20 protein-coding genes are annotated in these 26173 nt (G+C 37.2%); 6 read left to right on the top strand and 14 right to left on the bottom strand.

What is annotated here, in order from left to right:
- Positions 1-59 precede the first annotated feature (59 nt).
- The 4 genes from LQV47_RS08130 to LQV47_RS08115 all read right to left on the bottom strand — a co-directional run bounded on the left by LQV47_RS08130 (position 60) and on the right by LQV47_RS08115 (position 3107).
- Entirely contained in the window at positions 60-680 is a 621-nt protein-coding gene (locus tag LQV47_RS08130) for a dienelactone hydrolase family protein (protein ID WP_230035700.1), read from the bottom strand.
- 5 nt (positions 681-685) lie between these two features.
- The gene (locus tag LQV47_RS08125) at positions 686-1639 is read right to left on the bottom strand and encodes a VOC family protein (protein ID WP_230035698.1); all 954 of its coding nucleotides are present in this window, start codon (positions 1637-1639) and stop codon (positions 686-688) included.
- A gap of 158 nt (positions 1640-1797) precedes the next feature.
- Positions 1798-2094 (bottom strand): GNAT family N-acetyltransferase, encoded by a 297-nt coding sequence (locus tag LQV47_RS08120; RefSeq protein ID WP_230035696.1) that lies wholly within the window; start codon positions 2092-2094, stop codon positions 1798-1800.
- Positions 2095-2174: 80 nt separating this feature from the next.
- Complete coding sequence (locus LQV47_RS08115; RefSeq protein WP_230035695.1) at positions 2175-3107, bottom strand: ring-cleaving dioxygenase; 933 nt, start codon at positions 3105-3107, stop codon at positions 2175-2177.
- A gap of 552 nt (positions 3108-3659) precedes the next feature.
- On the opposite strand from LQV47_RS08115, the gene LQV47_RS08110 reads away from it, so the two are divergent.
- The 5 genes from LQV47_RS08110 to LQV47_RS08090 all read left to right on the top strand — a co-directional run bounded on the left by LQV47_RS08110 (position 3660) and on the right by LQV47_RS08090 (position 9726).
- The gene (locus LQV47_RS08110) at positions 3660-4658 is read left to right on the top strand and encodes an EamA family transporter (RefSeq protein ID WP_230035693.1); all 999 of its coding nucleotides are present in this window, start codon (positions 3660-3662) and stop codon (positions 4656-4658) included.
- A gap of 18 nt (positions 4659-4676) precedes the next feature.
- A complete protein-coding gene (locus tag LQV47_RS08105) occupies positions 4677-5705 on the top strand; it encodes an ATP-binding cassette domain-containing protein (protein ID WP_230035690.1) in 1029 nt (342 codons plus the stop codon).
- Complete coding sequence (gene metI / locus LQV47_RS08100) at positions 5698-6354, top strand: methionine ABC transporter permease MetI (RefSeq protein ID WP_230035689.1); 657 nt, start codon at positions 5698-5700, stop codon at positions 6352-6354. The genes LQV47_RS08105 and metI overlap by 8 nt, the downstream gene beginning before the upstream one ends.
- 68 nt (positions 6355-6422) lie before the next feature.
- Positions 6423-7229 carry a methionine ABC transporter substrate-binding lipoprotein MetQ gene (gene metQ, locus LQV47_RS08095; RefSeq protein ID WP_230035687.1) on the top strand — a complete coding sequence of 269 codons (807 nt, stop codon included), beginning with the start codon at positions 6423-6425 and terminating at the stop codon, positions 7227-7229.
- 232 nt (positions 7230-7461) lie between these two features.
- The gene (locus LQV47_RS08090) at positions 7462-9726 is read left to right on the top strand and encodes a glycoside hydrolase family 3 C-terminal domain-containing protein (protein ID WP_230035685.1); all 2265 of its coding nucleotides are present in this window, start codon (positions 7462-7464) and stop codon (positions 9724-9726) included.
- Between the two features lie 252 nt (positions 9727-9978).
- Here LQV47_RS08090 and LQV47_RS08085 read toward each other — a convergent pair whose 3' ends face one another.
- From LQV47_RS08085 to LQV47_RS08050, 8 genes are all read right to left on the bottom strand, one after another.
- Entirely contained in the window at positions 9979-12150 is a 2172-nt protein-coding gene (locus LQV47_RS08085) for a TonB-dependent receptor (protein ID WP_230035683.1), read from the bottom strand.
- Positions 12151-12482: 332 nt separating this feature from the next.
- Complete coding sequence (locus LQV47_RS08080) at positions 12483-13037, bottom strand: DUF2652 domain-containing protein (protein WP_230035681.1); 555 nt, start codon at positions 13035-13037, stop codon at positions 12483-12485.
- A gap of 59 nt (positions 13038-13096) precedes the next feature.
- Positions 13097-14509 (bottom strand): efflux transporter outer membrane subunit, encoded by a 1413-nt coding sequence (locus tag LQV47_RS08075; RefSeq protein WP_230035679.1) that lies wholly within the window; start codon positions 14507-14509, stop codon positions 13097-13099.
- 17 nt (positions 14510-14526) lie between these two features.
- Positions 14527-17667, bottom strand: a complete 3141-nt coding sequence (locus LQV47_RS08070; RefSeq protein ID WP_230035677.1) for an efflux RND transporter permease subunit — start codon at positions 17665-17667, stop codon at positions 14527-14529.
- A 9-nt stretch (positions 17668-17676) separates the two neighbouring features.
- A complete protein-coding gene (locus LQV47_RS08065) occupies positions 17677-18822 on the bottom strand; it encodes an efflux RND transporter periplasmic adaptor subunit (RefSeq protein ID WP_230035675.1) in 1146 nt (381 codons plus the stop codon).
- A gap of 217 nt (positions 18823-19039) precedes the next feature.
- Positions 19040-19954: an AraC family transcriptional regulator gene (locus LQV47_RS08060; RefSeq protein WP_230035673.1), complete on the bottom strand. Its 915-nt coding sequence runs from the start codon at positions 19952-19954 to the stop codon at positions 19040-19042.
- A 269-nt stretch (positions 19955-20223) separates the two neighbouring features.
- Positions 20224-20973 carry a metallophosphoesterase gene (locus tag LQV47_RS08055; RefSeq protein WP_230035671.1) on the bottom strand — a complete coding sequence of 250 codons (750 nt, stop codon included), beginning with the start codon at positions 20971-20973 and terminating at the stop codon, positions 20224-20226.
- Positions 20974-21445: 472 nt separating this feature from the next.
- A complete protein-coding gene (locus tag LQV47_RS08050) occupies positions 21446-22837 on the bottom strand; it encodes an MFS transporter (RefSeq protein ID WP_230035669.1) in 1392 nt (463 codons plus the stop codon).
- A 142-nt stretch (positions 22838-22979) separates the two neighbouring features.
- Here LQV47_RS08050 and LQV47_RS08045 point away from each other — a divergent pair, with 142 nt between their 5' ends.
- Positions 22980-23450, top strand: a complete 471-nt coding sequence (locus tag LQV47_RS08045; RefSeq protein ID WP_230035667.1) for an Lrp/AsnC family transcriptional regulator — start codon at positions 22980-22982, stop codon at positions 23448-23450.
- A gap of 1102 nt (positions 23451-24552) precedes the next feature.
- On the opposite strand, the gene LQV47_RS08040 is transcribed toward LQV47_RS08045, so the two are convergent.
- Together LQV47_RS08040 and LQV47_RS08035 are read right to left on the bottom strand one after the other, a co-directional pair.
- Positions 24553-25068 (bottom strand): hypothetical protein, encoded by a 516-nt coding sequence (locus LQV47_RS08040; RefSeq protein ID WP_230035664.1) that lies wholly within the window; start codon positions 25066-25068, stop codon positions 24553-24555.
- A 19-nt stretch (positions 25069-25087) separates the two neighbouring features.
- Positions 25088-26140: a hypothetical protein gene (locus LQV47_RS08035; RefSeq protein WP_230035662.1), complete on the bottom strand. Its 1053-nt coding sequence runs from the start codon at positions 26138-26140 to the stop codon at positions 25088-25090.
- Positions 26141-26173 lie beyond the last annotated feature (33 nt).

Genomic DNA, 26173 nt, shown 5'->3' with positions numbered 1-26173 from the left:
TATATTGTCGGGTGGCTAAAGCCCACCTCTATTGAATTTTGACAATACTATCTTTTAATTTATTTAAATATAACCGAATTCGCCAGTTCAATTTCCTCCTGATTAATGGAATGTCCGAAATTGGCGTACACTTTTTCTGTAACCTCAGCATTCATTTCTCTTAGAATATTGGCTGTAGCATACACTCTTTCTATGGGAACATGGAAATCAGGATTACTGGTTGCTAAAAGAACCGGAGTTCCTGCAAAATCACCTTTATAGTGATCCCGCTCGATCTTATCACCAATCACTCCTCCGATAATAGCCACTGCTCCACCCAATTTTTGTGCATTACGGGCCAAAAATTCCAGCGTAAGACAGGCGCCCTGGGAAAATCCGAAAAAATAAATGTTTTCAGGTTTAATGCCTGCATCTACAGCAGCTTTTACTGTTTGATCTACCATTTCCAGGGCAGATGACAACCACGGTTCATTCTGATCAACCGGAGCGATAAACGAATAAGGATACCAGGTATGATTCAGCGCCTGTGGGGCTAATAATGCATAGTCTTTTACATTCAGATGTTGGGACAAACTTAGGATATCCTGGGCACTTCCACCACGTCCGTGAATCATAATCAGGGCTTTTTCTGCCTGTTTTAATGGTATTCCTGCTGTTTTTATGTTTAAAATATGACTCATTATTTCTATCTGAATTTTTCTGTTGGATAATTAATTGTAGGGAGAACTTCCGCTAAACGTTCCCTTTGTTCTTCAAATTGTTCCGGTAACATCAAATCTTCCCCTAATGATGCAGCTTCTTCATCTACATCGAACCCCGGACCCGAAGTGGCAATTTCAAACAACACACCACCGGGCTCTTTAAAATATACTGATGTGAAATATTTCCGGTCTTTCACTTCTGTATGCTCCAAACCATATGCATTGAGCCTGTCTACCATCTCAAGTTGCGACTGTGCATCCGGAGTGGCAAAAGCTACATGATGAACAGTACCTCTTCCAGCCAGCCCTTTTAACGTATTAGGCATATACAAAAGATCTACATATTTCCCTGGCAGATCTTCTGTTCCCAGTCTCAATCTGTCAGCGCTTTCAATAATAACTTTATGGTCCATCTGAGTCGTTAAAAGGGCAGCTGTTCTTTCATAGGCATCCTGCCAGATTTCTACATGGTGAATTCCTTTTAACGCATATTCTTTGGGAATATAGCCGTTGTCATATCCTTTTCTTTCATCTTTATCATTAAAAACCAACTCCAGTCCTAGCCCGTCAAAATCTTCGAGATAAATAAAAACTTCATCAGAAAATCTTTGCTGTGGCTGTTTATATTGAATATTAAACTGATCCAGACGATTTGTCCAATACTCCAATGCATCCATAGAAACCGAAAAAGCAGTAGTATTCAGCATTTCTTTGCCGTGTCTTCCATTAATCAGGTCTTTACCATAGGGAAAAGTTGTCAAAATAGTTCCCGGCGTTCCATATTCATCTCCGAAATAGAAATGATAAACATCGGAGTATTCAAAATTAACTGTTTTTTTGACCAATCGAAGTCCTAAAACTCCGGTATAAAAATCTATATTTTCCTGAGCATTGCCGGTAATAGCCGTAACATGATGCAATCCTGTGATAAGTTTCATAAAGTTGAAAATTGAAAGTTAAATTTATTGACTGATTGTTGTAATGTAGAGTTTTTACATATATTTCCGGATTATTCCAGAGTGGGAAGGAAAAATGACGACCAACCAAACCTGTCAGTAAACTTCCATTCTATACCCTTCTCTCCTACTCACCGTGATTACAACGTTTCTTTCATCCACACATCATTATATTCTTCCGGATGACGTTTGAACTGTGCATGAACATAGGGACACAAGGGTACAATCTTCAAGTCGTTTTCTCTTGCATAAGAAACCAGTCTTTCCAGTAAAATTTTGGCAAAGCCTTTTCCTTCATATTCCGTATTCACTTCAGTATGGTACACGGTCAGTTTTTTTCCAATCACTGAAATGTCCATTTTTCCTGCTTTATGATCATCTGAAAAAAGTTGAATTTCTCCTTTTCTTCCTTCTAAAACTATTTCTGTTCTTTCCATTTCTTTTATTTTTATTAATGCTGTTTACTATATTATTCTTACTGTCAAAATTACTGTCTTTATCACAGCAGAGTAATGATCTATGATAACTTCGGTAATGCTTCTTCTATTTTATCACGCATTCCTTCATATTGTACAGGAAGTTTCAGGTGATTTCCCAGTTCATTCAGTGGTTCATCTACAGTAAACCCCGGATTATCTGTGGCAATTTCAAATAATACACCTCCAGGTTCACGGAAATAGAGTGAGTAAAAATAGTCTCTGTTGATCTTAGGAGTGATACTTAAGCCTGCAGATAGTACTTTTTCACGGTATTCCATTAAAACAGCATCATCTTTTACTCTAAACGCAATATGATGATTGGTTCCTGCAGCATTTCTTCCGGATGGCATTTTATCATTCTCAATAATATCTACGAAATTGGCCGTATCAATAGCATCTGTAGCCAGCCTGTATCTTTCCCCTTCCTGCTTTTGAAGATCATATCCTAAAATATCCGTTAAAATCTTAAGGGTAGGATCAGCTTTTTTTAAACTTAAAGTAACATTATGAAATCCCTTCAAAGCATGCTCTTCTTTGATATCATCAGTGGTCCATACTTTTCGTTGATCCTCAGCGGATGGCTCTATGAACTGTAACTGCAAGCCGTCCGGATCTTTAAAAGAGATCAGCTTTTCCCCGAAGATCTCTCCTTCCTCCATATCTACATTAAAATTTTGAAAACGGCTTTTCCAAAATCCCAGGCTTCCTTTCGGAACTGAATATCCGATATGAGTAGCCATACCGCTTCCATTGGTACCCTGACCAATTCCTTCCCATGGAAAGAAAGTAAGGATCGTTCCCGGTATTCCGTTTTCATTTCCAAAATAGAAGTGATAGGTTCCCGGATCATCAAAATTGACGGTTTTCTTGACCAGCCTTACCCCTAAAACCTGAGTATAAAAATCTAAATTTCTTTTTGCATTATCTGCAATAGCTGTAATATGATGCAGACCTAATATTCTATTGTCCATGTTTTTAAATTTGATGCTAAATTATGATCAATAGAAATCCTGTGCATTTAACTAGTTTAATAAATGAATCTATTACAGATACCAGCCCCTGAAAAAACGCACAGTAAAAAACTGCTTTATACAATTCTTAAATAATCAAACTTATTTTAATCATTCCATAACAGCATATTCCATCGCATTTCCACAATAAATGAATTAAAAACTATTTTTCACCAACATTCAATCAAAAAATAAAAACAAATAAAATACTGAATTACAAATATTTAAATCCGTTACAGTAAATTAATATTCAAAAAGCCTACTTTTTTAGTGGACTAATAAAAATTATATTATATATTTGCAATCGTATTCAGGAAATAAAATAAAATGAAGGCAGAATTAAAAAATAATTCAATAAAGAAACATACCATCAAGAACATGATGATGTGTATCTGTATGCCTATACACCAAGAATACTGTGGATGACCTTACTTTTATATAACATATTTTTTAAAGGCTCTACAACATTGTAGAGCCTTTTTTATTAACAACAAACAACATTAAAAAATAACAATGAGCACTTCTAAAAACAAATGGCTGGTCCCATTGGCATTTACCAACATCTATGTAATATGGGGGATTACATTTTTAGCCATATCATTTGGGTTGAAAGGTTTTCCTCCGTTCATTCTTTCGGGATTAAGATTTCTGGTTGCAGGAATTCTGATGATAGGATATCTCCTGTCAAAAGGAGAAAAGGCTAATACGATGATCAACTGGAAAAAAAATGCTATTACCGGTATTTTAATTCTTACCGGAGGAACAGGTCTTGTGGCCTGGGGAGAGCAGTATGTAACGGCACCGGAAGCGGCCATTTCTATTGCAACCGGACCTTTTTGGTTTATTGCCATTGACAGAAAGAACTGGAAATATTATTTTTCAGATAAGTTTATTCCGATAGGCCTGGTCATTGGTTTTGTAGGATTGGTATTATTTTTAAAGGGAAGTGTAAACTCAACGGCAGCTCATGCAGCCACTGACGGCCATCTTCGTATTACCGCTTTTATCGTGTTAGGATTAAGCTCTATAGCCTGGGTACTGGGTTCTTTATATTCAAAGAAAAACCCGGCTTCGCAATCTACTTTTATGAATATTGCCCAACAGCTTATAGTAGCTGGATTGGCCTCTTTTCTGATTGCATTTTTACGAAAAGAATGGACCGTTTTTTCAGTTTCCGCCATCCCATTATCAGCATGGTTGGGTGTTTTGTTTTTGATCTTCTTTGGATCTATAATCGCTTATTTGTCGTACATTTGGCTATTGTCCGTAAAACCCGCCGCTTTGGTAAGCACTCATACCTACATTAACCCTATTGTAACGGTTATTGCAGGCTGGATTGTTGCCAATCAGAGCATCAATGGAGGTCAGTTGTATGGTTTATCCATTATATTGCTGGGAGTATTGCTGACGAATGTCACCAAATATTTTAAACTTTCGAAACGGTCAAAAGTGAAGTTAAGAAGAGTGAAACGATTTTTTAATAAAACAGGCAGACGATACCAGCCTATTTAAATAGTATAAAACATCAGAATGATAGAAATTAAAAATATATCAAAAACATTCCATCAGAAAAAGCAATCTTTCAAGGCGCTGGATCGTGTGAGCCTCACTATAGAGAAAGGAGATATCGTAGGAATTATCGGATTTTCAGGAGCTGGAAAAAGTACCCTTATCCGTACGGTAAATCTGTTGGAAAGACCGGACGAAGGGCAGATTATTATTAACGGAAAGGATTTCACTCAACTAAGCTCAAAGCAACTGGCTGAAGAGCGTAAAAAAATAGGGATGATCTTCCAGCACTTCAACCTTCTTTCTTCAAGAACTGTTTTTGATAATATCGCGCTTCCTTTGGAGCTGGATCGTACAAGTAAAGATCAGATTAATAAAAAAGTGAATGAGCTTCTGAAAATTGTAGGCCTTGAAGATAAGGCCCACGATTATCCGCGAAGCCTTTCCGGAGGTCAGAAACAGAGAGTTGCCATTGCCAGGGCATTAGCCAATGATCCCCATCTTTTACTCTGCGATGAAGCTACCAGTGCACTTGATCCTGCCACCACACAGTCTATATTACAGCTGTTAAGAGATATCAATCAAAGATTGGGAATTACCATCCTTCTTATCACTCATGAAATGGAGGTCATCAAAGCAGTCTGCAATCACGTTGCCGTGATAGACAAAGGAAAATTATTAGCAAAAGGAACTTTAAGTGAGATTATTTCGGATCGGGAAAACCCGGTAATCCGGCAATTTATAAATTCAGATAACATGACCCTGCCGCAGGAACTCAATAACAGACTTCAGAAAGAACCACAGGATGGTTTATTTCCGCTGGTCGAAATAGAACTCAATGAAAATATAAGTGTTGAACAACTTCTTTCAACCTTATATAGTCAATATAAAATTCCATACAAACTTTTGAAGGCTGATGTAGAATATCTTGGAAACTCCAATTTTGGAAAACTGCTGCTTCAGCTTCAGGGGAAAGAAGAAGAAAATCAACAGGCCATCTACTATTTCAATCAAAATAAAATTCAAAATACAGTAAAAGGATATGCTTAGTGATACGGTAATTGCTCTTTTAGCAAAAGGAGCCTGGGAAACAATTTATATGACATTCGTATCCGGATTTTTTGGATTCGTTTTAGGCCTTCCGGTTGGGATTTTGCTGTTTTTAACAAGAAAAGGACAACTGTTGGAAAATACCGTTTATCATAGGGCACTCTCTATTTTGGTGAATATTTTCCGTGCCATTCCTTTTATTATATTAATTGTATGGATGATTCCGTTTACAAGAATTTTAGCAGGAACCTCCATTGGGGTTAACGCAGCATTGGTTCCTTTAAGTATAGGAGCAGCCCCGTTTATTGCGAGGCTAGTGGAAAACAGCCTCATTGAAGTTCCTTACGGTTTAATAGAAACGGCAAGAGCTTTGGGAGCTTCACCCTTTCAGATCATCAGAAAGGTATTGCTTCCGGAAGCCCTTCCTTCACTTATCAATAATGCTACCATCACTTTAATTACTCTGGTAGGCTATTCTGCGATGGGCGGTGCGGTAGGTGCCGGCGGATTAGGACAGGTTGGCTATCAATATGGTTACATCGGTTATGATATTGTGATCATGAATACTGTATTGATTTTACTGGTTCTGTTAGTATTTATTATCCAGTTTGCAGGAGATCGGCTGTCAAAAAGGTTTGATCACAGGTAGAAATTCTGAGCGTAAAGGAGTAAGATCTGCCCTTTTACAATTCCTTTTTCTTATTTAAAAGAACGACAATGAAAAAAATAAAGATTTTAAGTTTATTTGCTGCCGGCATATTATTATTTACAGCTTGTTCCGGAAGGAAAGATGATCCGAATTTTATCCGGGTGGGAATTACCTATGGCCCGGAGCAGGAAATTGCTGAAGTGGCAAAAAAAGTAGCGAAAGAGAAATATAATCTTGAAGTGGAATTGATCCCCTTTAATGATTATGTTGTTCCCAATGAAGCTTTGACCACCGGGGATATTGATGCCAATGCTTTCCAGCATGTTCCTTATCTTACTGAACAGTCGAAACAGCGGGGTTACAATCTGGCTGTGGTGGGAAATACATTTGTTTTCCCTATTATAGCGTATTCTAAAAAAATTCAAAATATAAATCAGCTACAGAATGGAAATACGGTGGTTATTCCTAATGACCCTACCAATGGAGGGCGTTCTCTGCTTCTGTTACAGAAAAACGGCTTGTTACGATTAAGAGACGGTGTCGGGCTGCTTCCGAAAGTGACCGATATCACAGAAAATCCAAAGCAGCTGAAAATTATGGAGATTGAAGGCGCACAGATCCCAAGAGTTTTGGACGACAGAGATGTGGTAGTAGGTATTATCAATAATAACTTTGCAGCCCAGGCTGGGTTGGATTCTGAGAAACAGAGTGTTCTAAAAGAAGATAAAGATTCTCCTTACGTCAATGTAGTGGTTGCCAGACAAGACAATAAAAACAGTCAGAAGGTAAAAAATTTCGTCAAAGCTTATGAGTCTGATGAAGTGGAGAAGAAAGCCAAAGAAATTTTTAAAGGAGGAGCCGTGAAAGGATGGTAGTGCTGAATTTGAGAATCTTAAGGCCCAAATTTTTAGTGTTTTTACGAACACTGATTCATAAACGTCAAAAGTGAATTATCTTCATCCCGTTTCTCATTTTTAGTCTTCGAAAATATAAAAGAACTGTCAAACAATTATGTAGACAGTTTTTTTACGGATTATTTTTCATTTTCTCAATTTGAGATAATAAAAATTTTAGCTATTTTTGCTTACAATCAAATAAAAAGGCATTATGTTAAAGAAAACCGCCATTGTAAGTTTATTCACTCTTATTTCTGTTTCTTATATGGCTCAGACAAATAATACTCTACCGGTTTATTTAGACGAATCCAAACCTGTAGAACAACGTATCCAGGACGCTCTTTCCAGAATGACACTGGAAGAAAAAGTGGCTATGCTGCATGCCCAGTCAAAATTCAGCTCACCGGGTGTTCCCAGACTGGGAATTCCTGAATTCTGGACTACTGACGGACCTCATGGGGTACGTCCTGAGGTAATGTGGGACGAATGGGACCAGGCAGGTTGGACCAATGATTCTATTATCGCCTACCCTGCCCTGACGGCTTTATCTGCTACATGGAATAAAAAAATGTCATGGAACTATGGTAAAGCTTTAGGAGAAGAAGCCCGCTACAGGAAAAAAGATATCCTTTTAGGACCCGGAGTAAATATTTACAGGACTCCCCTGAACGGAAGAAATTTTGAATATATGGGGGAAGATCCTTATCTGACTTCAAAAATGGTAGTTCCTTATATTAAAGGAGTACAATCTAATGGTGTAGCAACTTCTGTAAAACATTTTGCCCTCAATAACCAGGAGATGTTCCGTCATACAAGTAACGTGAATGTAGATGACAGAACGCTTTATGAAATCTACCTTCCACCCTTCAAAGCAGCAGTAACTGAAGGAGATTCCTGGACGATTATGGGTGCTTACGATATGTACAAAGGCCAGTATGCCAGCCAGAATCAATATCTTCTGAATGACATTCTGAAAAAAGAATGGAAATATAAGGGAGTGGTTGTATCCGACTGGGGAGCTGTCAATAATACGGAACAAGCCATCCACAACGGGTTGGATCTTGAATTCGGAACATGGACCAATGGTCTTTCTGCCGGAACTAAAAATGCTTATGACAACTACTTTCTGGCAAAGCCTTATCTTGATTTAATTAAATCCGGAAAAGTAGGAACCACGGAGCTTGATGATAAAGTAACCAGGCTGCTTCGTCTTGCCTATCAGACCACCATGAACAGAAATAAACCTTTTGGGAATATTGCTTCTGAGGAACATAAAGCTGTAGCAAAAGAAATTGGCGAGGAAGGAATTGTTTTATTAAAGAACCAGGGGAATGTTCTTCCCATCGATCTTAATAAAGCCAAAAAAATCGCCGTGATAGGTGAAAATGCTATTAAGATTATGACTGTGGGTGGTGGTTCGTCATCATTAAAGGTAAAATATGAAGCGCTTCCTCTGGACGGAATCAAATCCAGATTTGGAAAACAGGCTGACATTCAATATGCAAGAGGGTATGTAGGAGATATTGGTGGAGAGTATAACGGGGTAAAGTCCGGACAGGACTTAAAAGACAGCCGTTCTGAAACAGAGCTTTTGAACGAAGCTGTAGCATTGGCTAAAAAGTCAGATTATGTCATCTTTGTAGGCGGACTGAATAAAGCAGACTTCCAGGACAGCGAAGGAAATGACAGAAAAAGTTATGGCCTTCCTTACAATCAGGATCACGTCATCTCTGCACTGGCAAAAGCCAATAAAAACCTTGCAGTAGTCCTGGTATCCGGAAATGCTGTGGCCATGCCATGGATTAAAGAGGTTCCAAGTGTTGTACAGGCATGGTATCTGGGTTCCGAAGCAGGAAATTCTATTGCTTCCGTTTTAGCAGGGGATTCTAATCCTTCCGGAAAACTTCCTTTTACTTTTCCAGTAAAACTGGAAGATAACCCGGCTCACCAACTTGGAGAATATCCGGGACAAAAAGAAGAATTTGCAGCAGGAAAAGGAAAAGACCAGAAAAACCCAATCAATATTACCTATAACGAAGGAATTTTTGTTGGATACCGTTGGCATGATACCAAAAACATCAAGCCTCTTTTCAGTTTCGGACATGGATTAAGCTATACTAGCTTTGAATTTGGAAAAGCAAAAGCGGATAAAACGGTAATTTCACAGGGTGACACCATCACTTTTATAGTGAGTGTAAAAAATACAGGAAAGAAAGCAGGTGCTGAAGTAGCCCAGCTTTACATCAGTGATTTAAAATCATCTGTTCCCCGCCCTGCAAAAGAGCTGAAAGGTTTCGAAAAAGTATTTTTAAACCCCGGAGAACAAAAAGAAGTAGCTTTTACCATCGATAAGACTGCATTAAGTTATTTTGATGCCGGTAAACATGACTGGGTAGCAGAACCCGGAGATTTTGAAGCTCTGATTGGAAATTCTTCAGACGCAATTAAAACGAAAGTGAAGTTTACACTGAAATAAACACAAGATTATTAATGGAAACCGACTGCCTTCGTTGATTTCTATCGATATACAATTATAAAAGCAGATCCTAACAGGAATCTGCTTTTTATTTGTTATCAAATTCAGCTTTATATTTTTCTCAGGTTTTGTACTTAACAGATCTAAAATCTGAAGGAGATAAAAATTAACCAAAAAAACGTCAGGCTTCCAACTTACCTTACATGAAATGAAAAGCAGGCTTCTCGCTGAAACCTGCTTACCTATCTTGTACTACTTTGCTCCTCCTGAATTTTTCTCAAGATCAGTTTTAGTATTTTCTTTTACTTTCTGATTTCCGAAACGTTTTACAAAAGTAAGTGAAACTCCGTACCAGTCCCATTTTGAATACTCTCTGAAAGTCCCGTCCTGGCTGTACGTTGTATTATCTGCATAGGGTCTTTTAAAAATATTCATCAGCTGCATACTCAGTTCCATCTGAGTTTTGGGGAATATTTTAGTGACTGAAATATTATGGAAAACATTGGTATTATTGGCGTATGAATTTCCGTTATTCTGATTGGCAAGTTCTACCCATGCACTTACATTAATATTTTTACTGAAGAGATTGGTATATGATATATTGGCGGAAGCTCCCCAATAGCTGATATAATCTTTACCCCCCAGCCTGTTTTTCTCATTAAAATCCTTATTGTTAATATAGTACCATCCGAATCCCGCATTTACATTCAGTTTATTTTTCAGGAAGTTCTGGTTGGTATTGGCAAAAAGGTAATATTTCTCAACTTTTCCATCGAAGTTCCCAGGTAATGAAACGGTTCTCCCGTTTTCCGTTACATAGGTAGTCCAGTAATCCTGATTGGTATGCATATACCTTGCAGAAATAAAGTACTTTTTCAAAAGTCCGAATTTCAGATAAAGCCGGTCATTAGGGTTAGGATTCAGATAAAGATTTCCTCTGGAATATGTTCCATTGATTTCAGGTGCCAGAAAAGGGTTAAATTCAGAATACCAAGGTCTCCAAATGCTTCGGTTATAGGTAAGACTCAAATCAAATTTCTCTGAAAAATTATATTTCAGCAATAGATTGGGAAGAAAAGTTCCATACGCATCTTTTCTCTCTGTACCTGCAACATCCTGTCTTACTTTATAATCAATATATTCATACCGAAGCCCGATTCTTGTTTCCAGTTTTCCGAAAAATGTTTTACTGTAATTGGCATATAAAGAACTTAGATTATCCTCATAATGAAAGGTATCATTTCTCGAAAGATTATAATATTCTGACTTTGGATCGTTCATACTGAATCCATAAAGGCTGTTGGGAATAACATGATTGTTGATTTCCGTTTTACCTCCTACTTCTATCGTACCTCCGGATTTACCTAAAGGCTGCGTATAATCTATTTTCAGAAAATAATTACGCATTTGGTTTGAGCTGATAATTCCTAGCTGCTGAGCGGTTTTCACTCCCTGTTTATCAATTTCCTTATCAATTAAATTATCATTGTCATTGCTGGAATAATTGGTCCCTAAATTAATATCTAAAATCCTATTCTTTTCTTTATCATAGTATTTGTAGAAGGCATTAGTCCCTAAATTACGGCTGAATCCCCACATATTTTGAGTCTGATGAAAAGAATCATCAGGATTTCCATTAGTGAAGATCATTCCATCAGATTCTGCCAGAGATAAATTCCTGTTCTGTGAATACTCAAATACAAATCCGATATTATTTTTGTCATTCAACTCAAATTCTGAGGTAGAGGAAAGAGAAGGACTTTCATTTCTCGTCTCGTTTTCCATATTAAACTGGGTCGTTTTATTACTTGCATACCGGTTATCCCATGTTTCAGTCTTCTGTACATAATTTCCGCTATTGTAACCTCCTATCAGGGTCTGGGTAAATTTTTTCTTATGGTAGTTCAGGTTGAAATTCGTGTATTGTGAATTTTTGGTACTTTGCCTGTTGTTTAAGGAGATACTTCCTTTCAATCCTTCGTCATCCCTTTTTTTCAGGACAATATTGATCACGGAGCCCGAAGTTTCATACCTTGAGGAAGGGCTTGTAATCACTTCAATCTTCATCAGGTTATCTGCCGGAATTGTTTTAAGATATTCTTTTAATTCTTTACCTGTAAAAACTGATTTTCTATCATTAATATAAACCGTTACGGTCTGCCCTTCTGCTTTTACAGCATCATTATTATCAATACTCACCAAAGGGGTCATTCTCAGAACATCCCACGTTGTATTTCCTGCAAGAATAGCACTGTTGGCAACATTAAATACCGTTCTGTCTACTTTAGATTCTACCGTCGGTTTTCTGGCCACCAGAGTAACGGCTTCAATCTCTTTTTGCTTAACAGTATCTTTTGCAACCTGGGTTTGGGCCAAGGTCAAAGAACCTGCTAATAATGCTATTGGAAATAAAATTGTTTTCATTTGAAATTATAGTTTATTCTATAAGACCACTATGAGGAGCTATTTGTTACACCCAATAGTGAAAAAGTCGAATAAATACTTAATTCTTAGTAAGATATCGGATTCCCAAGCAATAAAAAAAACAGCAAAACAAAACCGTTTACAATAAAACGCCAATAAAAACAACATATAACCATCAAATTCACAGCGAATTATTCAAAACCATACAGTATTCCAAATTTCATTTTCACTTAAAAATCATTTACTGTTTTATACACAAAAAAAGGCCCGGATCTCTCTCACCCGGGCCGCTAGCAATAGCAAATTTACAAGGATTAATATTAAAAAATATGCTAGTTTATATTTTCAAAATAATGGATAACGCCTACTTCCGGCAGACGAAATTTATCCTTATTAAGATCAGTCTCCTGATTGTTGCTGTTTTCTAAAAAAGAGTTGCTGAATAACGCATAAGAAGGCTGTTCTGCAAGCCCATTTTTCAGCAGCTGATGAGCTTCTACAATGGTTTTACCGTATAATTTTCTGAAACTTCCGATATTATATTGTGAAAATGTTCCGTAGTGCACAATAAACTTCAAGGATAATGCTATAGTAGTACTTAAACTTTTACTTAATTCTTCAATTTTTTTATTAAAGGCATTCCTCATTTTCATGAGTATTTTCGAAATATTCTGATAGGAAGGATTTTCGTCATACCTATAAAATAAAATGGCATCTCCTTCAATCTCTGAGATTTCAAAATAACGACCGTTCACATCGATCAGTGTAGAAAGTAGTTGTCTTACAATATATTCTCCTGTATAAAGTTTTGTATTGAACACAAATTCTGTAAATCCGCTAAAATCCGGAATAAGAATGATTCCCTCCTGTATATTTGTATTCTTCATAATGATAATGGATTAAAAACCTGCTTCATCGGTAAAGACGAAGCAGGTTCAATTTTACTTTATTGCCATCCGCCTCCTACAGAACGATAGAGTGCCGTTATGGCATTCAGTCTTTGCGCTTTCAGGGAAGCCAGTTCCAGTTCAGCCTGAAGCTTATTGGTTTGTGCAATGATCACCTCTACATAAGTGGCTGAATTATATTTAAATAAAATATCAGCTTTCTTCACCGCTTCATTGGATTTTAAAGCCAGTCCTTCCGCTATTTTTTGCTGTTCCTCAAGCTTCTGAATTTGGACTAAAGCATCAGAAACTTCGCCTACTGCTTTTAAAACAGATTGTTTAAAGGTAATTTCAGCCTGATCTGCCAACACCTTAGACTGCTCATACTGTGTTTTCAGCTGCTTACCATTCAAAATAGGCTGTGTAATAGCTCCGGCAGCCATTCCGAAAAGTGATCCCGGCACACTGAACCATTTGCTGATCTGAAATGCGTTCACTCCACCCTGAGCAGTAATGCTCAATGAAGGATACATGCTCATTTTAGCCACATGGATAGCCGCAGCACTTTTCCTTACCTCAAGTTCAGCACTTTTAATATCCGGTCTGTAGCTTAACAGCTCTGAAGGGATACCTGCTGCGATATGGTCCGGAGACGCTACCGTATTCAGGCTCGCACTTCTTTCAATCTTACCGGGCATTGAACCTGTAAGCAGACTTAGTGCATTTTCCTGTGTGGTAACGGAACTTTCAATAGCCGGAATTGATTTTAAGATCTGATCCCTTACAATTTCCTGCTGTTGTACCGCCAACGCTGTAGTCAATCCAAGTTCCTGTTGTTTTGTCAGAAATTTCAGGGTATTTTCTGCATAGGTAAGGTTAGATTTTGTGATCTCTAACTGAGTATCCAGCATTAATACATTATAATATCCCTGCACTACAGCTGCCACCAACTGGGTTTTCACAGCCTTTCCGGCTTCCTGGGTTTTAAGATATTCGGCCAGCGCCTGCTCTTTTCTTCCTTTGATCTTCCCCCAGATATCGGCTTCCCAGGAAAGGTTGACAGAAGCTGTATAATCTTCCATATACCTTTTCCCCATGAACTGCCCTGCCATCATCCCGTTCATACTGTTATCCGAAGGGCGGCTGATATTTGCGTTGGCAGCAGCACTTACCGTAGGAACATTTCCCCATTTACTCTGATTATAAGCCAATGAGGCAAACTCAATCTGTTTTAAGGCTAGCTGAAGGTCATTATTCTGTACCATAGCTTTGTCAATCAATGCTACGAGAACAGGATCTTTGAAAAAATCTTTGTAGCTGATCTTGGCGATATTCTCGTTCTGCTCTACAGCTATACTGTCACTTCTGAAAGCCTCAGGCATTTTCAATTCAGGACGTTCATATTTCTGAACTTTGCAGGACATAGCTGTTCCTGAAATGAATGCGATATAGACTATATTTTTAATTTTCATTTTTAAAATCATTTGAATTAATATTCCCAGTCAGCATCCGTTACCACTCTTCCATTGATTCTCTCATGTAAAGCCTGGAATACCACGAAAAGAACAGGAACTACAAAAATTCCTAAGATCGTTCCGAAAAGCATTCCTGAAATGGCAGCATATCCAATAGAATGGTTACCCAACGCTGACGGACCTACTACAAATAGCAACGGAAGCAATCCGGTAATAAATGCTAAAGAAGTCATCAAAATAGGACGCAAACGGGCTTTGGCCCCCTCAACGGCAGAAGCAATGAGGCTTTTGCCCGCTCTACGTCTCTGTATTGCAAATTCCACAATCAGGATACCGTTCTTGGCCAGAAGCCCGATCAGCATCACCAGTGCAATCTGAACATAAATATTATTGGATAGATCAGCCAGTGTAATCCCCACAAATACTCCTGATAATCCTACAGGAATAGCAATTAATACCGCTAGTGGAAGGATATAGCTTTCATACTGGGCTGATAAAAGGAAGAATACAAATACAATACACAATCCGAAAATCATCACCGACTGTGAGCTGGACCCTGCTTCTTCACGGCTCATACCTTTATAATCATACGTATATCCCGGAGGAAGCACCTGCTTGCTGACTTCATCAATAGCTGCCATAGCCTGACCTGTACTGTATCCCGGAGCTGCCATCACTGTTAAATTAGATGAATTAAAAAGGTTAAAACGATCCACCACTTCAGCTCCCGTCACTTGTTTTAAACTTACCAATGTATTAACAGGAACCATTTGTCCCAGGCTATTTTTAACGAAAATTCCGTTCAGGGATTCTTTATCCTGTCTTGTCTCCGGAGTGGATTGTACCAATACTCTATAATATTTTCCAAATCTGTTGAAATCCGAAGCCTGAATACTTCCGTAATACCCCTGCATTACTCCCAATACATCAGAAACATTGACTCCCAGCTGGGCAGATTTCACTTCGTCGACAAGGACTTCAAACTGAGGATAGGTAACATCAAATGTTGTAAATGCTACCGCTACTTCCGGCCTCTGCATCAAAGCACCCATCATTCCGTAAGATATGTTTCCTAAATTCTGAAGTTCTCCATTCGTACGGTCCTGAAGCACAAGCTCCATTCCACTGGTATTTCCAAAACCATCTACCGTTGGGGTATTGATCACAAGGAAATTTGCTCTTTTATCCTGAGAAAGCATTCCCTGGGTTTGTCCTATAATGTCATTGATATTATTAACAGATCCTCTTTGTCCTGCCTTTTTTAATTTAACAAATATAGAAGCGGCAGAAGAGGACATAGAGCCACTGAATAAATTCAGCCCGTCTACAGAAATCACTTTATCGACTGCAGGATTTTTCATCAGAAGATCTTCTGTATCGGACACTACTTTTGACGTTCTGTCTTTCGATGCTCCCGGAGCCAGATTGGCTGTTACAATTATGAAACTCTGATCTTCATCCGGAATAAACCCCTTAGGAGTGGTCATAGACATCCATGCAAACAAGCCTCCGAAAGCAAAGATCAGGATGAAAGCAATCCATTTCTTTTTTAACAGGAATAATACCGTTTTTCCGTAACGGAAAGTCAGTTTATTGAAACTCGCATTAAAACCGGCAAAGAAGCGGTCTTTAAAATTCATTTTCTCATGAGAACCACCGTGATGCTGTTTTAAGAATAAAGCACATAAAGCCGGGCTCAGGGTCAGTGCATTCACGGCAGAAATAATGATGGCAATAGCTAACGTTAATGCAAACTGCTGATAAAATAGCCCTGTAGAACCACTCATAAAGGCTACCGGAACGAATACCGCAGACATAATCAAGGTAATAGATACAATAGCTCCTGTGATCTCGCTCATGGCTGACATGGTTGCCGCCCTCGGATTCAGTTTTTTATGCTCCATTTTAGCATGGACCGCTTCTACTACTACAATGGCATCATCTACTACAATACCAATGGCGAGCACCAGAGCAAATAAGGTCAGAATATTGATAGAGAATCCGAAAACTTTCATGAAAAAGAAGGTTCCGACGATAGATACCGGAACTGCAATAGCCGGAATCAAAGTAGAGCGGAAATCCTGTAAGAAGATGTATACTACAATAAATACAAGGATAAATGCTTCAATTAAAGTATGGATTACCTGTTCTATAGACTGGTCCAACGCTTCTTTTGTAGCATACGGAATTTCATAATCCATTCCTTCGGGAAAGGATTTTTCCAGTTCTTTCATTCTCTCCTGAAGGGCAATTTGTACTTCATTGGCATTGGATCCTGCCATCTGGAAGATCGCCATCGTTACAGAGGCTTTTTTGTTATAATTGGAAGAAACCGTATAACTGTAAGCTCCAAATTCTATCTTGGCGATATCCTTTAATTTTAAGACAGAACCATCGTTCAGTGCTTTAATTGTAATATTTTCATACTGTTCCGGCTCTGTGAATTTTCCTTTGTAGCGAAGTACATATTCCATTACCTCTTTACTTCTCTCCCCCAATCTTCCCGGTGCCGCTTCAAGGTTTTGGGTCTGAATAGCACGGGAAACTTCTGCAGGAGTAAGATTATAGGAAGTCAGCTTATTCGGATCCAGCCAGATACGCATTGAATAATCTTTATTTCCGTATACCATGGCATCCCCTACTCCTTTTACCCTTTTTAATTCCGGGACAATATTAATCTTGGCATAGTTTTCAAGGAAAAGATCATTCATTGAACCATCTTTACTCGTCAGGGAAACCATGGCGATCATACTGTTTTGTCTTTTCACGGTAGTAATTCCGGCCTGGATTACCTCAGCAGGAAGCTGGTTTGTTACCTGTGCTACCCTGTTCTGAACATTAATGGCTGCCTGGTCGGGGTCTGTTCCCAATTTAAAAATAACAGTAATACTTAATGTTCCGTCATTACTTGCTGTAGAAGTAATATAATCCATATTTTCTACCCCGTTAATCGCGTTTTCCAGCGGTGGAGCTACAGATCTTGCAATCGTTTCAGCGTTGGCTCCCGGATAGGCTGCCGTTACCATCACGGTAGGCGGTGCAATGTCCGGAAATTTTGTGATCGGCAGACTTACCATCCCCACAATTCCCAGAATAACAAGCAATACGGAAATAACCGTTGCCAGTACGGGTCTTTTTATAATTTTCTTTAACATGATTTCTTCTTACGATTTTTTCTGTTGAGCATTCTTCTTCTGAGCCACTACAGGAGTTCCCGGCTGTAACCTGTCGAAACCGGAAACAATGTATTGATCACCAGCCTTAAGCCCGGTAGATACGATGAAATAATCTCCTGCTTTTCCATTGACTTCAACGGGCAGCATGGCAGCCTTTCCATCTTTAATGGTAAATACAAAAACTTTATCCTGAATCGTTCTTGTAGAAGCAATGGGAAGTAAAACAACATTGCTGTAAAACTGATCCAGCACGATTTTTCCGGTATTTCCGCTTCTCAGCATGTTTTTCGGATTATTGAATTTCGCTCTTAAAGTAATAGAGCCTGTGGTTTTATTAAACTGTCCCTCTACAGCATCAATTCTTCCTGTTTCAGCATATTTCTCTCCTCCTGAAAGCAATAGAGAAACCGCTGGTGTATTTTTGATCACTTCATCAATACTGCTTCCTACATATTGTTTCTGAAAATTATTAAAGTCATTTTCACTTAAACTAAAATAGGTGTATACCTGATGAATATCTGAAAGCAGCGTGATAGGATCCTGATTTCCAGGGGTCATTAAACTTCCCAAACGGTAGTTGAACCTTCCGATAAACCCACTTACCGGTGCTTTAATCACAGAAAAATTAAGATTAATCTTTGCAGATTCAATAGAAGAAGTGGTCTGGCTTACCGCTCCTCTTGCAGCATTATAAGATGCTTCCGCCTCTTTTACCTGAATTTCCGAAACCATTTTATTTCTGAATAGCTCCTTCTTTCTGTCCAGATCAATTTTAGAAGTGGAAAGGTTCGCCTGAGCGGTAATCAAAGCGGCCTGGGCACTTTTAAGCTGCTCTCTGAATACCTGATCTTCAATTTTGAAAAGAGGCTGCCCCGCTCTCACAAAATCTCCTTCGTCTACAAAAATTTTACTTAAATATCCTGTTACCTGAGGTCTGATCTCAACATTGGAAACGCCCTCTACAGATGCTGCATATTCCCTGGAAACAGAAGCATCTCCCTGCTTCACTGTTTCTACAGGAAGTTCGGGTGCCTGCTGCTGATAAGATTGATTTTGATTATTTTTCCTGCATCCCGCCAAGACAATAAGCGAGAGGAAAAGTATGGTTGATTTCTGAATTAAAAATCTTTGCATAACAATATTCCTTTTAAATTTACCGCACAAAATTCGAACGAAAAAAATTCAATAGGATTATTCAAAAAACTTCTTGTTTTGTCAAAAAGACGCCTAGTTTTTAAAAACATGAGAAATATCATTCATAGGTAATTTAAATGATAGATATTCATATTTTTAATCAGAATTATATTTTAAATTTAGCAAAAAGACGTCAATCAATATAACTCATTCATTATCAGTATAGATCATCTTTTCTATATTCCAAAGGAGATCTGCCCGTATGTTTTTTAAAAAACTTGCTGAAAGAGGCCTGGTCTGAAAACTTCAGCTGCAGAGCGACTTCATTGATGTTTAAATTAGGGTTCTTAAGTAAAAGCCTGGCTTCTACAGCCAACACCTGATGAATAATTTCCCGGGGAGATTTAAACATCGTTTTATTAATAACTTTGGTAAGGTATTTCCGGCTGATGCATAATTTATCAGCATAAAACTGAACATTATGCTCTTCTTTGAAATGATCCTGAACCAGTATAAAAAAACTGGTGGTAAGCTCATCTTCCCTATGGGTCACCAGATGTGGCTTTTCTATTTTTTTGAAATAATTATCAATCTCGTAGATTACCAGTGAAAAGTGATGCCAAATCATTTCATTGAAATAATAATTGTCTTTTTCCTTATTATTCAGCATCTTCAATTCGTCAAGATGAAACTGAAGCTTTCTGTACATATCAGGTTCATTCCTGATAATATGGGTAGGGTCTGATGACAGGCTTTTTAACACATTATTCGACTTATAATTAAATCCTGCCTGAGAAATAAAATCTACAGAAAAGAAGATATATTTAGCATTATAATCTTCAGCAATATTTTCTACCCAAAAAGTTTCTGCCATTGGACAAAAAACGGCATCTCCCTGAGACACCTCATAACTAGTATCATCGAGTCGAAAGCTGACACTTCCCTTCTGTACTAAAAAAATGCAAAAATAGTCTGAACGGTAAGGAATATTTGGTTTTATAATATAATTTACCTTGTCAATATCCATGACAACAAATTCTTTGATCCTGAGATCAAATTCCACCTGTTCCAGAACTTCATCAAAAGCCAATTGTGAAACAAAATCAGGTTCTGTCTGCTTTTTTTTAGCCATCAAAGATAAATTAGGACACGAAGGTAGTGAATAAAAAAATTTAAATACTAAATAGAGATGTTTATATTTTGGCTAAAGCCAATGGGTATTCAATTATTTAAAAAATGGGCTAAAGCCCAATTCTATTGATATTTTTATAGGTATAAATTTTTAAGACATCTCCCTTAATGTAATTATTGATGAAACATTGTATTATCCAACAATTCTACTGCAAGCTAAAAATATAGTACAATGAAAATAAATAAATCGATAAATCCGCCTATTGCTCTTTATATTACCTCAATAATCAATTCCTTATCATACCCGTTATCTTTTTCATCTATATATCCATGGGGATTGCAGATAACTTCCGTTTGTCCTACTTTATACCTGCAAGGAGTATGAATATGTCCATGAATCCAGTATAATGGATTATGTTCCGTTATAAAAAATTCAAGATCAGAAACATAAGCAGAGGTCAATGGATCTTCCTTATAGTATTCGGGTACAGACTGAATGCTTGGTGCATGATGGGTGACTACAATATTTTTAAGTCCTTTTGAATTTTCAAGACTTTCCTGTAACCATAGTTTTGAGAACTGGTGTATTTTAAAAGTATCTACGGTTCTCAATTTTGAATAGGAAGGATCCCGTCTTATCATTTTGTAATCATTCATTTTAGACTGGCATAGCATTCCGTACTCCATAGCATTCCCGAAAATGGAGAAATCAGTCCATAATGTTGCTCCATGAAAACGGATTCCGTCAATATCCACAAAAGAATTTTCGAGTACAAAAACATTTGAGCCCTGAGCCGCTTCTTTAATTTTGTAAAGCGTTTTGGGATATGCCCCTTTATAATATTCATGATTGCCAAGAACATAAACTACTGGTTTATCCGGGATCTTAGACTTTATCCATTCTACTCCTTTGGTTCCCAAGTTTACATCTCCAGCCAATACTATAACATCCGAATTGTCAAAACACAGTTCAGTACTTCCAAATTCCTGATGAAGATCGCTAATGATTTGTATTCTCATACTGCAAAAATAAAAAGAACAAATAGAATTACAGGATCAGTCTCAAAAGTTGTGGACTAAGCAAATTGGATTAAACTAAAACTTCTTGTTTGGATGACATTAAATATGTGATTTTTATATTTTGACCTGAAAATGGGATGGAAATAACCTTTTATTCACGCAAAGGAAAAATAATTCGGATGCTCTATTTTAAGAAAGCAAAGAAAGGCGACTTTGTCGCTGAATAAGCGATATAAAAAGTTTAGCTTCATCAAAATCGATTTCTAATCGATTCATTCTTGGCTCACTTAAAAATCAAACGTAATAAAAATAGAACTTTGCGTCAAAGAAAGGTGTATTGAGGTAAATTTATATTACCCCCAACTTTTGCACCTGATCCGAATTACACCCAAGAGATGTTAGTCTCAATAAAAAAGAACCGGCACAAGTACCGATTCCCTTTCTCATATAGTTTGTGTAATTTTAAGGCCACTTATGATGAAACTGCCATCTCAGCACGTTTCATTTTTAAGCTTCTTATTATAAAATAGGATAACATTCCCAATGCTAAAACAGCGTAACCAATCAGGATAATCAGATTCAGACTTCCCACAGCAAATTCTGATGGAAAAACCTGACTCATTAAAGTCATGAAAGATAAACCTATCCCAGCTCCCAAGAAGTAACTTGTAGAACTCAAACTTGATGCCACACCGTAATTGGAAGGTTCAACATCCTGAATTCCCATGACGGATAAAGCGGTAAAACAAAAGGTCATCCCAATTCCTGAAATACATGCAGCTCCCAATAACACTACTGTTAACGGATGTCCTGTATAGACAGCTCCCAATAATAACATTCCTCCCGTCAGCATAAATAACCATCCAAAAATTCCCATTTGAGAAGAATTTAATCGTTTGGAAACCTGTGGTAAAATAAATTTGGCCGTTAAAGCTGAGACAATACTGAACGGAACCAGCATTAATCCTGCTGAGGCAGCAGTATATCCCATATCTTTCTGAAGCATTAATGAAATAAGAAATAAAAAGCCGATAAAAAATGCTCCAAGAGTAAAGAAAGCGGCATTAGAAACCACAAGTGATTTATATTTAAACAGTTGTAAATCAATTAACGGCTCAGCTACAGACTTCAATCGGTAGAAAACCATTACTAAAAGCACCATAGCGAGTACTAGAGAACCGATCACCAGAAAAGGCTGTTCTTTAATGTGAATCAGCTCATGTGTTCCATAAGTTAAGCTTAAAAGCCCTAACACCATCAGGATCCCTGAAACGGCATCTGCTTTCTGTACGGTTTCGCTTTTCTCATCTTTTGGCAAATAGTAGTAAGACAGGATCAGTGTAACTAAAAGAATCGGGACATTAATCAGGAATACCCAATGCCAGCTTAGATAAGTACTGATGATGCCTCCTACAGAAAGGCCACTTCCGGAACCAATAGCCGCAAAAGAACTGAAAATTCCAATAGCATGGTTTCGCTCCTGCTCGCCTCTGAAAGTATTGGTCACAATAGATAATGCTGACGGCATTACAAAGGCAGCTCCCAATCCCTGCAAAGCACGGAATATTGCCAGCACTTCAAATTTTTCCGATAATCCGGCTCCTAATGATGTTAACATGAAGATAAAAGCTCCCAGTAAAAACATTTTCTTTCTTCCAAGCTGATCAGAAAGTTTTCCTCCAATGATCAGGAAACCTCCAAAAAACAATACATATAGGGTCTGCAGCCACTGAACGGTTTCTGCACCAATATGGAACTGTTCTTGGATAGAAGGAATCGTTAAATTAATAATGGCAATATCCAAAGCCTCTACAAATGTTCCCACCGATGCTAAAATTAATATTACATTCTTCCTTGTATCCATATATTCAAATTTCCTGCAAAATTAAAATTAACAGAACATATGTGAAAATTTTACAGTAAATTTGGAACAATAATACAATTATATACATCACAAAAGAACAATTAAACTGTATTAAAGACATATTATTATAAAAACAGAACAAATGGCAACAGAAAATTACAATCCGGATGAAAAAGACCTGTCTATTCTCCGCCTTCTCCAAAAGGATGCTAAAATGAGTGTCCGGGATATTTCAGCAAGGATCAACCTGAGCCCCACTCCAACCCATGAGCGTATTAAGCGTATGGAAAAGCTAGGGATCATTAAAGAATATACGGCTGTAGTAGACCGTAAAAAAGTGAATAAAGGAATGATGGTTATCTGCATGATTGCCTTGAATGTTCACAATAAAAAAACAGCAGGAAAATTCATTGAGGAAGTAGGAAAACTGAAGGAAGTTGTGGAATTCTACAACATCAGTGGTGATTTTGACTTTATGCTGAAGATTCTGGCTCCTAATATGGATGAATTTCATGAGTTTTTTGTAAACAAACTTTCAGAAATTGAAGGAATTGGCCAGACAAAAAGTATTTTCGTGATGAGCAGTATTAAAGAAAGTGCTCAAATTCTTTAATTTTTTCAGCTTATCATCAGCTTATTTTTTTCTTCGGGGCATCTATTATTTTTGCTCTCACGGAAGATTATAAAGATACATCAGAGATCTGTTAAAAATTAAACACTTTTCTTTTTTAAGATTTTAATCTGTACTTTTTCCTGTATCATGCAGAATCAGATTTCAGTTTAAAAATTTTAATTCCACAACAGCATCCCAATAAAAACATCTTATTTTTTGTTCAAAAAAATACAATTTCCTAAAAGCTTACTTCATAATAAAAAACATAAATTTTACATTTTCTACTGTTTTTTTATTGAAAAATCATCCACTCATAATCTAATAATTTATGCAGCCAACAAAAAAAAAATCATTTCTTATTTCTTTTACTTGATTTTCACTTCAAAAACAATTAAAAATTAATCGACTGATTATCAATAAATAAGCAAGCTACACACATACATAGTGTAGCTGTGTCGTATGCTATTTTTTGGAAATATTCTCTGTAATTAGATATGTTTGCAATGTGAAAAATATAAACTTCAAAAAAAATTAAAATTAACAATCATTAAAATTATTTTGAAAAAGTAGAAAGTGAATTGCAAGCCTCCCCTTTTAGTTATTTAAATCTAGTAAAAAGTAAAAACACAACACAAATGACAAAAAACACAAATGACAAAACTAAAGGGGGAGCGTTTTTAAAAAATTAAACAAATAATATCAAACAGAAACACAAACGAAAAAAAAGGAGCCTATTAACACAATACTTTATGATGAAAATAATATCTTAAAACACAATTAACCGAGAAGTATTTTTTCAGAACGAATACTTCTTAAGATATTACAACTTATATTATTTGTTTATTAAAGATTGCACATACAAATGTGTAATCTTTTTTTATGTCCTAAAGAAAATGGCTATCCAGATCTTCCTTCATATTGAACTTGTTTGCCCTTTTTATTTCAATCATTTTAAGCTTAAGATAAACTAAATTCATAGCATTTCACTCAGCTTGTGACTAAAGCTTTAATTAGTTTAAACAGACATATCATAAAAACAGCTGTATAGATTTATACAGCTGTTTTTTATGATATTTTAATTGATCTATTGTATTGAGGATAATTACTTCCAATAATTCCAAACTGATCCATCAAATATTGCCAATGTTTTACTGGCCGTATCGTAACAAATCATACCGGGATATGGATTCTTAACGTTGCTATGAGGTATGGCTACCTTTGGAAGTATCATTGCCTTATCTGGAGCCTCCAGTACCAGAACTCCATCTGCAGAGCTGGAAGAATTCCCTATAACTACACCTTTCCCTGATTCTGCTGAATTATTTACAGCTACGGCATTTGAATTTCCTGCATCTGACAAATCTTTCCATACATCATTTTCGTATACTTTTACTTTTTTATCAGTCATATCAAAGATAAAAGTTCCATTAACCAGTGTTCCTGTGGGAAGTCCGGAGGTAGCCGGAAGAATTAATCCTTTTGTATTGTTGGAAACATTATTAAAATCCAATACTGTACTGTTTCCATCTACAGACTGCTTATCAATAGCTACCTGGGCAAAAAAGGAATTAAAAATAATAAGCGCAACTGCAGTACTGATATTTTTTATATTTTTCATATGTTTATTATAAATTAGATTAATCATTACAGCTTTTCTCTACACATTTCCATTCGGTGCCGTTATAAAGTTTCACACATTTATCCTGTATATCATATAAAAGCATGCCTTCTTTTGGATCTGCAACGGCATCACCAGGCTGTGGCGTCTGGCTCACATGCTGTACTCTTGTAATGACAAAACCTTTATTTTTAGATTCCAGAGCGATGAAACCATTAGGTATATTTTCCGGCCACGCAGCATTTTTCTGCTGTACAGTAATTCCAAACTTAGTAAAACCATCAGGAGTTCCTGAAGCACCGGGCTTTGTACAAACATCATCAATTTCGTTAATGATAACAGGTGCATTACCACAACTTGTTTTATCATTTAATAATCCATCAGGCCATAAAGACGGGCATGTAGCCTGTGTCGCGTTGGGCCCGCAGAAACTTGAACCACCGGCACCAAGATCACTAACGGATCCCATAGCAATGGCTACTATCTGGCTATCATTACTGATAACAGATCCGGGACCTCCTCCACTTACATCAGCTTTTGCAATACAGTAGGCTTTTCCATTGGGAGCTCCTATATATTTAACGGAAGGATAAGTTGTTGACTGCTGGGTAAATGTTCCGCATATCTCCACAACACTCCCTGCATCCATTTCTATAGTAGAGCTGGTTCCCGGAAATGCACCCATAAAAGTAGGATCTCCCTGAGAAACAGATCCTGTAAGTGACAGGAATGATTTCTTTCCTAGTTTAATTTTCGAATTTTTCTGGGTTCCGAATGTTCCAATCGTAATGGATCCTGTAGATTTTACACTTGCCCCATCCAGGATATCCAACTCTCCATTAACCTGAATATCAACAGACTGCAACTGCCCGGATTGTATGATAAGTGTTGCCCCATTCGGAATCGCAATACTGCTGCTCACTGTAAGATTTCCATTCAGACAATAGGTATTGCCACTGAGTATTGCCTGTCCTGTGTAGGGTATACACTGAGCACTGACCATGCTGCAGAAGGCAAAAATTAGTAAAAAAGATATTTTTATACTAATTGTGGTAAAATTTAAATTATTCATACGACTTTAATCTATTTTAACATTTTTTATATA

This window comes from Chryseobacterium sp. Bi04 (assembly GCF_918698085.1).
Lineage (GTDB): Bacteria > Bacteroidota > Bacteroidia > Flavobacteriales > Weeksellaceae > Chryseobacterium.
Note: the sequence above shows the minus strand (reverse complement) of the source record. Positions and strands in the feature narration are given on the sequence as shown.